Origin of the sequence: Nocardia sp. NPDC052254 (genome assembly GCF_040679495.1) — a bacterium.
Classification (GTDB): domain Bacteria; phylum Actinomycetota; class Actinomycetes; order Mycobacteriales; family Mycobacteriaceae; genus Nocardia.
The window spans coordinates 621,156-633,935 of record NZ_JBFAUW010000002.1 but is presented as its reverse complement, the minus strand read 5'-3'; the positions used below and the strand labels follow the sequence as shown (position 1 = coordinate 633,935).

The 12,780-nt window shown below is 67.0% G+C and carries 10 protein-coding genes; 5 read left to right on the top strand and 5 right to left on the bottom strand.

What is annotated here, in order from left to right:
• Positions 1-142 precede the first annotated feature (142 nt).
• Positions 143-2,983 carry a leucine--tRNA ligase gene (gene leuS / locus AB0L57_RS07815; RefSeq protein ID WP_364958729.1) on the top strand — a complete coding sequence of 947 codons (2,841 nt, stop codon included), beginning with the start codon at positions 143-145 and terminating at the stop codon, positions 2,981-2,983.
• A 34-nt stretch (positions 2,984-3,017) separates the two neighbouring features.
• On the opposite strand, the gene AB0L57_RS07810 is transcribed toward leuS, so the two are convergent.
• Positions 3,018-3,728: an SDR family oxidoreductase gene (locus tag AB0L57_RS07810; RefSeq protein ID WP_364958727.1), complete on the bottom strand. Its 711-nt coding sequence runs from the start codon at positions 3,726-3,728 to the stop codon at positions 3,018-3,020.
• Between the two features lie 250 nt (positions 3,729-3,978).
• Between AB0L57_RS07810 and AB0L57_RS07805 the strand changes: the two genes are divergently transcribed.
• Positions 3,979-5,313 carry a glycogen debranching protein gene (locus tag AB0L57_RS07805; RefSeq protein ID WP_364958725.1) on the top strand — a complete coding sequence of 445 codons (1,335 nt, stop codon included), beginning with the start codon at positions 3,979-3,981 and terminating at the stop codon, positions 5,311-5,313.
• A gap of 51 nt (positions 5,314-5,364) precedes the next feature.
• On the top strand, positions 5,365-6,129 hold the full coding sequence (locus AB0L57_RS07800) for a glycoside hydrolase family 25 protein (protein ID WP_364958723.1): 765 nt from the start codon (positions 5,365-5,367) through the stop codon (positions 6,127-6,129).
• On the opposite strand, the gene AB0L57_RS07795 is transcribed toward AB0L57_RS07800, so the two are convergent.
• The 3 genes from AB0L57_RS07795 to AB0L57_RS07785 form a co-directional block, all read right to left on the bottom strand.
• Complete coding sequence (locus AB0L57_RS07795; protein ID WP_364959323.1) at positions 6,126-6,857, bottom strand: amino acid ABC transporter ATP-binding protein; 732 nt, start codon at positions 6,855-6,857, stop codon at positions 6,126-6,128. The two genes, AB0L57_RS07800 and AB0L57_RS07795, sit on opposite strands and share 4 nt — an antisense overlap.
• Before the next feature lie 92 nt (positions 6,858-6,949).
• Positions 6,950-8,746 carry an ABC transporter substrate-binding protein/permease gene (locus AB0L57_RS07790; protein WP_364958721.1) on the bottom strand — a complete coding sequence of 599 codons (1,797 nt, stop codon included), beginning with the start codon at positions 8,744-8,746 and terminating at the stop codon, positions 6,950-6,952.
• Positions 8,747-8,859: 113 nt separating this feature from the next.
• The gene (locus AB0L57_RS07785) at positions 8,860-9,654 is read right to left on the bottom strand and encodes an LLM class F420-dependent oxidoreductase (RefSeq protein WP_364958719.1); all 795 of its coding nucleotides are present in this window, start codon (positions 9,652-9,654) and stop codon (positions 8,860-8,862) included.
• A 192-nt stretch (positions 9,655-9,846) separates the two neighbouring features.
• On the opposite strand from AB0L57_RS07785, the gene ugpC reads away from it, so the two are divergent.
• The gene (gene ugpC, locus AB0L57_RS07780; RefSeq protein WP_364958717.1) at positions 9,847-10,926 is read left to right on the top strand and encodes a sn-glycerol-3-phosphate ABC transporter ATP-binding protein UgpC; all 1,080 of its coding nucleotides are present in this window, start codon (positions 9,847-9,849) and stop codon (positions 10,924-10,926) included.
• A gap of 52 nt (positions 10,927-10,978) precedes the next feature.
• Here ugpC and AB0L57_RS07775 read toward each other — a convergent pair whose 3' ends face one another.
• The gene (locus tag AB0L57_RS07775; protein WP_364958715.1) at positions 10,979-11,497 is read right to left on the bottom strand and encodes a helix-turn-helix domain-containing protein; all 519 of its coding nucleotides are present in this window, start codon (positions 11,495-11,497) and stop codon (positions 10,979-10,981) included.
• 97 nt (positions 11,498-11,594) lie between these two features.
• Between AB0L57_RS07775 and AB0L57_RS07770 the strand changes: the two genes are divergently transcribed.
• On the top strand, positions 11,595-12,764 hold the full coding sequence (locus tag AB0L57_RS07770; protein WP_364958713.1) for a thiolase family protein: 1,170 nt from the start codon (positions 11,595-11,597) through the stop codon (positions 12,762-12,764).
• The last annotated feature ends 16 nt before the right edge of the window (positions 12,765-12,780 follow it).

Sequence of the window (12,780 nt, the reverse complement as noted above, 5' to 3'; positions counted from 1 at the left end):
CCAACCGCCCAGTTCACGGGGCTGGATGAGGGTCCGGGCCGTGCGACCCCTTTTTGGGTCCTGACGTGCGCACGCTCTACCCTATGGGCAACGTTGTCCACAGACGTTCACCAGGGGAACTCGGCGAAAAGAAGGCAGGACCGTGCAGGACACCCGCGCAACCGATACCGACGGCGATGCCCCGGTGCACCGTTACAACGCCGAGCTGGCAGGCGCGCTGGAGAGCAAGTGGCAGCGGGTGTGGGCCGAGCGCGGCACCTTCCACGCGCCGAATCCGGTCGGGCCGCTGGCGGGTGCGACCCCGGCCGACAAGCTGTTCATCCAGGACATGTTCCCGTACCCGTCCGGCGCGGGCCTGCACGTCGGACATCCGCTGGGATACATCGCGACCGATGTGTTCGCGCGCTACCACCGGATGCACGGCCGCAATGTGCTGCACGCTCTGGGATATGACGCCTTCGGCCTGCCGGCCGAGCAGTACGCGGTGCAGACCGGCGCGCATCCGCGGGTGACCACGGAGTCCAATATCGCCACCATGCAGCGGCAATTGGACCGCCTGGGCCTGGGCCACGACCGGCGGCGCTCGTTCGCCACCACCGACCCCGAGTTCTACAAGTGGACGCAGTGGATCTTCCTGCGCATCTACAACGCCTGGTACGACCCGGCCGCGAACAAGGCTCGGCCCATCACCGACCTGGCGGCCGAATTCTCCGCGGGCACCCGCGACACCCCGGACGGCCGGGCCTGGGCGGAGCTGACCGCCGCCGAACGCGGTGCGGTGCTGGACTCGTATCGCCTGGTGTACCAGTCGGATTCGATGGTCAACTGGTGCCCGGGGCTGGGTACGGTGCTGGCCAACGAGGAGGTCACCGCCGACGGCCGCAGTGAGCGTGGCAACTTCCCGGTGTTCCGGAAACGCCTGCGGCAGTGGATGATGCGCATCACCGCCTATTCCGACCGCCTGGTCGACGATCTGGATCTGCTGGACTGGCCCGACAATGTGAAGGCCATGCAGCGCAATTGGATCGGGCGTTCGCGCGGCGCGCAGGTTTCGTTCGGCGACGACATCGAGGTCTTCACCACCCGGCCGGACACGCTGTTCGGTGCGAGTTACGTGGTACTGGCACCCGAGCACGAACTGGTGGACCGCCTGGCCGTCGCACAGTGGCCCGACGGGGTGGATGCGCGGTGGACCTACGGCGCCGACAATCCGGCGGAGGCCGTTGCGGCATACCGCAAGTCGATCGCCGCGAAATCCGATCTGGAGCGCCAGGAGAACAAGGAGAAGACCGGCGTCTTCCTGGGTGCCCATGCCACCAATCCGGTCAACGGCGCGCAGCTGCCGATCTTCATCGCCGACTATGTGCTGTCCGGCTACGGCACCGGCGCGATCATGGCGGTGCCCGGCCACGACCAGCGCGACTGGGAGTTCGCGACGGCGTTCGGCCTGCCGATCCTGGAGGTCATCTCCGGCGGCGACCTGTCGGACTCCGCGTATTCCGGTGACGGCGACCTGGTCAACTCCGACTACCTGAACGGCCTGGACGTCGAGACCGCCAAGGCCACCGTGATCGAGCACCTGGAGCGCGACGGCCACGGCCGCGGCACCATCCAGTACAAGCTGCGGGACTGGCTGTTCGCCCGCCAGCGCTACTGGGGCGAACCGTTCCCGATCGTCTACGACGAACAGGGCGCCGCGCATCCGCTGCCGGAATCGATGCTGCCGGTGGAACTTCCGGAGGTGAGGGACTTCGCGCCGGTCACCTTCGATCCCGACGACGCCGATTCCGAACCGTCGCCGCCACTGGCGAAGGCCACCGAGTGGGTCGAGGTCGAACTGGATCTGGGCGACGGCCCCAAGACCTACCGCCGCGACACCAATGTGATGCCACAGTGGGCCGGTAGCTCCTGGTATCAGCTGCGTTACGCCGATCCGACCAATACCGAGGCGTTCTGCGCGCCGGAGAACGAGCGCTACTGGCTGGGCCCGCGCACCGCCGAGCACGGTGCGAACGACCCGGGTGGTGTGGACCTGTACGTCGGCGGTGTCGAGCACGCGGTGCTGCATCTGCTGTATGCGCGGTTCTGGCAGAAGGTGCTGTTCGACCTGGGCGAGGTCTCCGGGCCGGAGCCGTATCGGCGGCTGTTCAACCAGGGCTACATCCAGGCCTACGCCTACACCGACGAGCGTGGGACCTACATCCCGGCGGCCGAGGTGATCGAGCGCGACGGGAAGTTCTTCTGGACCGGCACCTCCGGTGTGGAGGTCGAGGTCTTCCAGGAATACGGCAAGATCGGCAAGTCCCTGAAGAACGCGATCTCACCGGACGAGATGTGCGATCTGTACGGTGCGGACACCTTCCGGCTGTACGAGATGGCGATGGGCCCGCTGGACACCTCCCGCCCCTGGGCGACCAAGGATGTCGTCGGCGCGCATCGCTTCCTGCAGCGGGCCTGGCGGCTGGTGGTCGACGAGGAATCGGGTGCGGTGCGGGTCACCGACGACGAACCCGCGGATGTTTCGATTCGCCTGCTGCACAAGACGATCGACGGCGTGGACGGCGATTACGCGGCGCTGCGCGACAATACCGCCGGTGCCAAGCTGATCGAGCTGACCAACCACCTGACCAAGCAGTATCCGCAGGGCGCACCGCGCACGGTGGTGGAGCCGCTGGTGCTGATGCTGGCCCCGATGGCGCCGCACATCGCGGAGGAACTGTGGGAGCGGCTGGGCCACACCACGGCCCTGGCGCACGGCCCCTTCCCGATCGCGGATCCGGCTCTGCTGGTGGAGGATTCGGTCGAATACCCGATCCAGGTCAACGGCAAGGTGCGCAGCCGGGTGAGCGTCGCGGCCGATGCCGATCCGAAGACGGTGGAGGCCGCGGCACTGGCCGATGCGAAGCTGCTGGAGTTCCTGGCCGGTAAGACGCCACGCAAGGTGATCGTCGTACCGGGCAAGCTGGTCAACGTCGTCGCGTGATCGGTCCGGGCGGCCGCCGCGCCGCCCGTTCCGGTCAGCGTGCGATCGGGCGGAGCACGATCTCGGTCGGGTGCGCGTCGCCCGGTGTCTCGATCGCGGTGCGCACGGTGCGGGCCACCGTTGCGGCGGTGAGGAATTCGCCGGGTTCGTAGGCGCGGTTCTCCTGTTCGACGATCGCGCGCTGCATATCGGTGTCGATACGCCCGGGATGGATCGAGGTGACCCGCAGGCGGGGTTCCTCCAGCCGCAACGCGTCACCGAAGGCCCGCAGGCCGAATTTGCTCGCCGCGTACACACCCCAGCCCGGATTGGCCCGCAGGCCCGCACCCGAATTGATCAGCACCACATGGCCGTTCGCGGCCCGCAGGGCGGGCAGCAGCAGCCGGGTCAGTTCGGCGACCGCGATCAGGTTGGCTTCCAACGTCTCGCGCCACTGGGCCACCGAGGATTCGGCGATCGACCCCAGTTCGGCCACGCCGGCGTTGTGCACGAGAACATCCAGGCGTTCGATCGGCGCGGTCGCTTCGGCCAGCGCGGCGTAGTCGGTCAGATCCACCGGCCACGGCTGGGCGGCGGGAAGTTCGGCGCGGATCTCCCGCAGCGAATCGGCCGAACGGGCACCGAGCAGTAACCGATGCGTCCCGGCCAGCTCCCGGGCGATCGCGGCGCCCAGTCCCCGGCTCGCGCCGGTGATCAGGGCGGTCGGCAAGTCCTGCGCGGCAGTGAAATCCGTGGGTGCGGCCATATCGCCACCGTAGCCGGTAGGCGAAGGCGGACAACTCCACCGCCGCTCTCGGACATCTGGCGCACAGCTATGGCGAGTCCGGGGCGCGATGCGTGTAATCGAAGTCCGAGCAGACCGGATGACGAATGGGGCTACGAAGGTGGCAACTGCCGAACGAATGCCCGACCACGAGCAGATCCCGCCGACGGACCTGCCGTGCGCAACGCCACCAGAGCGCGCATATCTGAAGGTGACGTCGCAGAATAGGGGGATGAACGGTCCCGGCTTCACCCCCACCCAACTGGCAGCCCGGGCCGCCTACCTGCTGCGCGGCAACGATCTGGGAACCATGACCAGCGCGGCGCCCAGACTTTATCCACACATGTGGAGCTGGGACGCCGCATTCGTCTCGGTCGGCCTGGCGCCGCTGAGTGTGGAGCGCGCCGTCGTCGAACTCGACACCCTGCTGTCCGCGCAGTGGCGCAACGGGATGATCCCGCACATCGTGTTCGCCAACGGTGTGGACGGCTACTTCCCCGGTCCGGCCCGCTGGGAATGCCGCCGGCTGGCCGCGAACGCACCCGCCGGCCCCGACACCTCGGGTATCACCCAGCCGCCGGTGCACGCCATCGCGGTGCAGCGCATTCTCGACCACTCCCGTCGGCACGGGCGCAGCACCCGCGCGGTCGCGGAGGAGTTTCTCGATCGACGGTGGGTGGATCTGATGCGATGGCATCGCTGGCTGGCGCACGGCCGCGATCCCAAACAGCACGGGCGGATCACGCTGTACCACGGCTGGGAATCCGGCATGGACAATTCCCCGCGCTGGGACCGCGCCTACGCCAATGTCGTGGTCGGTGATCTGCCGCCGTATCAGCGGGCGGATCTGGATGTGGTCGAACCCGCGCAGCGCCCCTCGGATCGCGAATACGACCGCTATCTGTGGCTGGTGGAGCAGATGCGGCGCTGTGGCTACGACGATTTCCATCTGGCCTCGACCATGAGTTTCGCGGTCGAGGATGTCTTCGTCACCGCGATCTTCGCGCTGGCCTGTGACGTGCTGGCCGGTATCGGCGAGGACTACCGGATGCCCAATGCCGATGTGCGTGAACTCTACGAATGGGCCGACTACTTCCGCGCCGGTGTCATCGCCACCACCGACGATCGCACCGGCGCCGCGCGCGATTTCGATCTGCGCGCCGATCAGTGGATCGGCACCGAGACCCTGGCCATGTTCGCGCCGCTGCTGTGCGGCGGACTACCCCGCGGCGCCGAACGATCCCTGCTGCGATTGTTCGAGGGTCCACGGTTCTGCGGACATCCGGATCTGCGCTACGCCCTGCCGCCCTCGACCTCGCCGGTCTCGAAGGACTTCCGCCCGCGCGAGTACTGGCGCGGCCCGGTGTGGCCGGTGATGAGCTGGTTGTTCTCCTGGGTCTTCGCACGCCGCGGCTGGGCCGAGCGGTCGTTCATGCTGCGTGCCGAAGGTTTGCGGCAGGCCGGGGACGGGAGCTTCGCCGAGTACTACGACCCGTTCACCGGCGATCCGCTGGGCAGTATGCAACAGTCCTGGACAGCGGCGGCGGTACTCGACTGGCTCGGATAAGCCACAGGTAAAACCTGGTCACATCCGCCTCGGCTGCTTACTCTCTTATCCATGTATCGACGCACCGTGGCTCGTCCGAAAGTCCGTCGCTTCACCGCAGCCCTGCCGCTGCTCGCCGTTGCCGGCTTATTCTCGGCAACCGGTATCGCCCATGCCGGACCCACCGGGCCGGACGTGTCGTCCTGGCAGCATGTCGACGGCCGGTTCATCGACTGGTTCGCCGTGCGCGCCGCCGGTCACAACTTCGCCATGCTCAAGGCCACCGAGGGCCTGGACTACATGAACCCGTATTTCGTGCCCGACAGCCTGCTGATGCGCGCCGCCGGGGTCGCGCGCGGCACATATCACTACGCCCGTCCCGAACTACCACCGGAGCCGCAGGCCGCCCTGTACGCCACGGTGGTCCTCGGCCAGAACGGACCCCTCGATCTGCCGCCGGTCCTCGATATGGAGAACTCCGGCGGCCTGCCTCCGGCCGCGCTGATCGACTGGACCCACCGATACCTGAACACCGTGCAGGCACTCACGGGCCGCGTGCCGATCATCTACACCTATCCGCGGTTCTGGCAGACCGCGATGGCCGACTCCGACCAGTTCCACCAGTACCCGCTGTGGATCGCCGATTACCGCGGCAATCCACAGCCCGAGGTTCCGGGCGGCTGGCCGGCCTGGACGTTCTGGCAGACCACCGATTCCGGCAATGTGCCCGGCATCGCCGGAAATACCGATGTCAACGTCTACAGCGGTGCCCAGGGCAGTTTCGCGCAGTACGCCAACTTCCCCTTCGCCGGCAGCAGTTCGGGTAGCGGCAGCTAGAGCACCTGGGACAGGAACTGGCGCAGGCGCGGGGTCTGCGGATCGTCGAACAACCGATCCGGGGCCCCCGCCTCCACCACCTTGCCCTGATCCATGAACATCACGCTGTCGGAAACCGAACGGGCGAAACCCATCTCGTGGGTCACGACGATCATGGTCATACCGCCCGAGGCGAGATCGGCCATCAGGGCCAGCACACCCTTGACCAGTTCCGGGTCCAGCGCCGAGGTCGCCTCGTCGAACAGCATCAGTTCCGGTTTCATCGCCAGTGCGCGGGCGATCGCCACCCGCTGCTGCTGACCGCCGGACAGATTCGACGGCCGTGTGTCGGCCCGTGCCGCCAGACCGACGGCCTCCAGCTGTTCCAGGGCCACCGCGCGCGCCGCGTCCCGGCTCAGTCCACGCAGTTTGCGCGGTCCCAGCGCCACGTTCTCGGCAACGGTCTTGTGCGGGAACAGATTGAAGTGCTGGAACACCATGCCGATGCGCTGGCGCAACCGGTCCGGATTCTCGCCGAGCACCGAGACACCGTCGATCAGCACATCGCCGGAATCCGGTTCGTGCAGTCGGTTCAGCACCCGCAGCAGGGTGGATTTTCCCGAGCCGGACGGACCGATCACCGTCGTGGTGTGCCCGGCGTCGACATGGACGTCGACACCGCGCAGGATGTGATTGCCACCGAGAGCGAGGTGCAGATCGGCGCCGGTGAGTGAGGAGCTCGTCCGCACCCCCGTGTCGTTTCCCGGGCTGTGCACACCGTGGTTCTCGCCGCTCACGCCGCCGTCGTTTCCATCGCTCACGCCGCTGGGATTCTCGTCGCTCACGCTCCGCGCCCTTCCGTGACGACTGCCTGTTCGATTTCATCCTCGGCGATTTCGGGTCGCCCGGATCGCAGCCGGCGATCGATGTAGTTCACCAGATGGGTGAGCGGAATGGTGAGTAGCAGGTAGACCAGGCCCGCGGCGACCAGAGGCGACAGATTCCCGGTCTGCGAATTCAGGTCCCGGCCCACCGCGAACAGTTCGCGCTGGGAGGCGAGCAGGCCCAGGAAGTAGATCAGTGACGAGTCCTTGATCAGCGCGATGAACTGATTCATCAACGCGGGCAGCACCCGCCGCACCCCCTGCGGAATCACCACCAGGGTCATGGCCTGCCGATAGCCGAATCCGATGGCCCGCGCCGCCTCGAGCTGGCCGGGTTCCACCGATTGGATGCCCGATCGGAAGATCTCGCCGATGTACGCCGAGGCCAGCAGGGCCAGTGCCACCGCGCCGAGCCAGTACGGATTGTTCCCGGTGACCCCCTTGACCACCGGCCCGATGCCCAGGCCGATCAACAGGATGATCACGACCGCGGGTAGTCCGCGGAAGATATCGGTGTACACCCTCGCGGGCCATCGCAACCAGCGCGTGCGCGCGATTCCCGCAACCGCGAGCAATATGCCGATCAGGGTTCCCAGCACACCCGAAACCAGCGCCAGGATCAGCGTATTCGGCAGACCGGTCTTGAACAGGTCGGGAAATGCCTTGCGGTACAGCGACCAATCGAAGAAGGTGTCCTTCAATTGCGCCAGGGTGGATTTCGGCGCCACCTGCTGATCGTTGCCCTGATGCTCGGCGGCGATCTTCTCGAAATCCGGTAGCTGCGGCATCGGCGCCGATTTCGAGCCCGGCTTCCAGCCCGGCGGAAACGGGCGCGGCACCCAGTCGGAATACAGCTTGGCGTAGGTGCCGTCGGCGATGATCGCGTCCAGCCCCGCATTGAGCGCATCGATCAGCGGCTGATTGTTCTTGCGCACCGCCCACGCGGTGAAATTGTCCAAGCTGAAGGTGTTCTGCACGATCGAGGTCGGATCACCCGGCTTGATCGCTCCGGTGGCCTGCTGGGACGGTGCGACCCAGGCATCGATCTGCCCGGTCTTCAGATTCGCGTAGGCGGTGTTGTAGTCGGGGAACTTCACCGCGTCCAGATGCAGGGTTCCGGTGACGTACTCGTCCTGCACGGTGCCCTGGACGACGCCGATGCGCATACCCGGCCGCAGATCCGAGAAGCCGTGGATCGCACTGCCGTTGGATACCACCAGCGAGAAGTAGCCGAAATCGTAGCCGTTGGTGAAGCCGACCAGCTGCCGCCGGGCGTCGGTGGTGGTGATGCTCGACGAACCCGCATCGAAGCGCCCGGTGGAGACCAGCGACAGCAGCGAGGCGAACTCCGTACCCGAGAACTGCACCCGCAGGCCGAGTTTCGCGCCGATCGCCCTCAGCAGTTCGTTATCGAATCCGGTGAACGTGCCCGACGGATCGACACAGATACTCGGCGGCGCGTCCGACAGCGTTCCCACGCTGAGCACACCCGGCTGGGCCAGCCCCAGCCGATTGACATCGATGGAAGTCAGCGGCACCGTCGACTCGGTGGTGAATCGGTCGGCACCCGCCGTCGCACCGGCGGCCAGTTTGGTCGGCGCGGGCGATGCGGCCGACGGTCCGGGCGGCGAGCACAGATTCTTCTCCGCCGTGGAACCGCCACCGTCGGAACTACAGGCGGCGAGGAACAGCAACAGTATCGCCGCCATCACCGCGATCGGCGCACGGTGACGGGAGCCGGGCAAACGGGCCATGGCAGAACCCTAGCGGTGGGAGCGGCGCGCCGGACGGCACCGGCGCGCCGCGACAGCCTCCAGGTCCTGCTACCCGGGCCCGGAAGTAATCGAATCCGGGTGATTCGAGCGAATCAGGCGATACCGGCGACCGGCTCCGGATTGAAGGAGTCGCGCCAGGCGATGGCCTCCTCGACCGCGGTCAGGTCGTAATCGGGGCCACCGACGCCGACGGTGAACAGGGTCGCCCCGGCGCCGACCAGCGTCTGCGCGGCCTCGGCGCCCGGCCAGTCCACCGACCGTTCGATCCGCCCCGGATCGGTGCCGACCGCGGCACAGTGATCGGCCAATATCTTCGACTTGTGTTCCAGCACATCGAGTTTCGCGAAGGTATGCCAGATGTCGGCGTACTCGGCCACCAGCCGCAGCGTCTTCTTCTCACCGCCGCCACCGATCAGGATCGGGATCTTGCGCACGGGCGGCGGATTCAATTTGCCCAGCCGCGCGTCGATCCGGGCCAGATAGTCCTTGAGCAGCGCCAGACGCGTTCCGGGCGTGCCGAATTCGTAACCGTACTCGTCGTAGTCCTTCTGGAACCAGCCGGCGCCGATTCCCAGGATCAGCCGGCCACCGGAGATGTGGTCGACGGTACGAGCCATATCCGCGAGCAGATCCGGATTGCGGTATCCGCCGCCGGTGACCAGTGCGCCCAGTTCGACCCGATCGGTCTGCTCGGCGATCGCGCCGAGCATGGTCCAGCATTCGAAATGCGCGCCGTCGGGATCACCGTAGAGCGGATAGAAGTGGTCCCAGTTGAAGACGACGTCCACGCCCGCATCCTCGGCCCGCAGCACCGCGTCCCTGATCAGTCCGTACTCGGGGGCGTGCTGTGGCTGGAGCTGAACTCCGATGCGAACCGGTCGACTCATCCCTTGCTCCTTCGTCTGGTGCAGCTGTTGTCACGGCTGTTCGGGACCGTTGCCGAGGCTACTCGTCACCCGCCGGTGGCGACGGGACACACGAGGCCGCGCCCACGGCCACCGCGCTCACCTAGGATGCGGTGGACCACCCTCTACTCGGATCGTCCGGCACGTTCCTGCCGGTGAAGGGATTGATTCACCATGGCCACGGTCACTTTCGACCAAGCCACCCGGCTCTACCCGGGCGCTGCAACACCCGCCGTCGACGCACTGGACCTCGAGATCGCCGATGGCGAGTTCCTGGTGCTGGTCGGTCCGTCCGGCTGCGGCAAGTCCACCTCGCTGCGCATGCTCGCGGGCCTCGAAGAGGTCAACGGCGGCCGCATCCTGATCGGCGAGCGCGACGTCACCGACGCCGAACCCAAACAGCGCGATATCGCGATGGTGTTCCAGAACTACGCGCTGTACCCGCACATGACGGTCGCGGAGAACATGGGCTTCGCCCTGAAGATGGCCAAGGTGCCCAAGGCGGAGAAGAACCAGCGGGTGCTGGAGGCGGCGAAACTGCTGGACCTCGAGCCGTTCCTGGACCGCAAGCCGAAGGCACTGTCGGGCGGTCAGCGTCAGCGCGTCGCGATGGGCCGCGCCATCGTGCGCCAGCCGCAGGTGTTCCTGATGGACGAGCCGCTGTCGAATCTCGACGCCAAATTGCGGGTACAGACCCGCACCCAGATCGCGCAGTTGCAGCGCCGGCTGGGCACCACCACCGTGTATGTCACCCACGATCAGGTCGAGGCCATGACGATGGGCGATCGGGTGGCGGTCCTCAAGGACGGACTGCTGCAGCAGTGCGCCTCCCCGCGGGATCTGTACCGGGATCCGGCGAATCTGTTCGTCGCGGGTTTCATGGGCTCACCTGCGATGAATCTGTTCACGGTGCCGCTGTCCGACGGATCGGTGACGGTCGGCGGGCACGCCCTGCCGGTTCCGCGCTCGGTGACCGATGCCGCGGGCGAGACCCTGGTGGTCGGCGTCCGTCCGGAGCATTTCGACCTGGCCGGTGGCTCCGAGGGAATCGCCATGGAGATCGATGTGGTCGAGGAACTCGGGTCCGATGCCTACATCTACGGCCGCACCCTCGGCGAGACCGGCGGCGACGAGACGATCGTCGCGCGCGCCGACTGGCGCAATCCCCCGCAGAAGGGTGACAAGCTCCACCTCACCACGACCGCGGAGCACACCTACTTCTTCGATCCCGACACCGGCGCGCGCCTGAAGTAGTCACCGTAATCATCTGCCCTCGAACGGTTCCCGCCGTTCGAGGGCAGATCGATCACGTGTCGCGCGCACGGGTCCGTGCCGGTCGCCACTGCTGATTCACGCGGATCCGGACATCCTCCAGCCCCACCTCGTCGCCCCCGGCGCTGCGCAGTTCCACCCGCACGGGTTCCCCGGTCGTGTCCTCGACCCGCTCCAGCGGCGGCACGCCGTCCTGCAGGTATTTGTCACCCCACTGCCACAGCGCGAAGATCACCGGGAGCAGATCGCGGCCCATCTCGGTGAGCACGTATTCGTTGCGGGTGCGCTTGCCCTCCTCTTGATAGGGCTGCTTGCGCAACAGGCCCGCCTCGGTGAGTTTGCGCAACGCGGCCGCCGCGGCGGCGTCGGTGATCCCGACCCGCGCGGCGAAACCGTCGAATCGCGTGGTGCCATAGATGGCCTCGCGCAGGATCAGCAGACTCGAACGGGCGCCGACCACATCGATCGCCTTCACGATGGAACAGCCGTCCGGCTTCCACGAGTTCAGATCACGCAAGGGTCCTTCCAGCTTTACCGGCATGATTCTCATCATACCCAACCTGACTTGTGGCGACTAATGCCAGAGCATACTCTGGCTATAGAGAGAACGAGTTAGATCGTCGCAACGTCGCGATATCGGAGGAATCGCCATGAGAGACGCAGTGATCGTCGAGGCCGTACGCACCCCGATCGGCAAGGGCAAAGCCACCGGGGCACTGCACGATCTGCATCCGGTCGACCTGTTCGCGCACAGCCTGCGCGAGGTGGTCCGCCGCAGCGGGATCGACCCGGTGCTGATCGACGATGTGATCGGCGGCGTGGTCACCCAGGTCGGCGAACAATCGGTCAACATCACCCGCCGGGCCGCGCTCGCGGCCGGATATCCCGAAGCGGTGCCCGCCACCACCGTGGATCGCCAATGCGGCAGCAGTCAGCAGGCCATCCATTTCGCCGCGCAGGGCGTGCTGGCCGGGGCCTACGACGTCGTGGTCGCCGGCGGGCTGGAATCCATGAGCCGGGTACCGATGGGCGCAAGCGTGCTCGGTGCCACCGACATCAACGGTGCGGCCTTCGCCGAGCGTTACCCGGACGAGTTGGTGCCGCAGGGCATCTCGGCCGAGCTCATCGCCGCACGCTGGAACATCTCCCGCACCCGGATGGACGAGTTCTCCCTGGCCAGCCACGAGAAGGCCGCGAGTGCGACGAAGAACGGCGCCTTCGAAGGACAGCTGGCACCGGTGGCGGGCCTGACCGCCGACGAGGGCATCCGGGTCGGCAGCACCCTGGAGACCCTCGCCGGATTGCGCCCGGCCTATTACAGCGAGAGCTATGCCGCCCGCTTCCCGGAGATCGGCTGGAACATCACCGCCGCCAATGCCAGCCAGATCAACGACGGCAGCTCCGCGGTGCTGATCATGACCGGCGAGAAGGCCCGGCAACTGGGCCTGACCCCGCTGGCCCGGCTGCACAGTTTCGCGGTCGCGGGTGACGATCCGCTGCTCATGCTCACCGCGGTGATCCCCGCGACGCGAAAGGTGCTGCGGCGCTCGGGGTTGTCCCTGCCCGACATCGACCTGTTCGAGGTGAACGAGGCATTCGCGTCGGTGGTCCTGGCGTGGGCCGACGACACCGGGGCGGATCTGTCGAAGGTGAATGTCAACGGCGGCGCGATCGCCCTCGGACATCCGCTCGGCGCGTCCGGCGCCCGCCTGGCCACCACGCTGGTCCATGCCCTGCACGAGCGCGACGCCCGCTTCGGATTGCAAACCATGTGTGAGGCGGGCGGTTTGGCCAACGCCACCATCTACGAACGACTGTGAGCACCCGGTGGCGGTC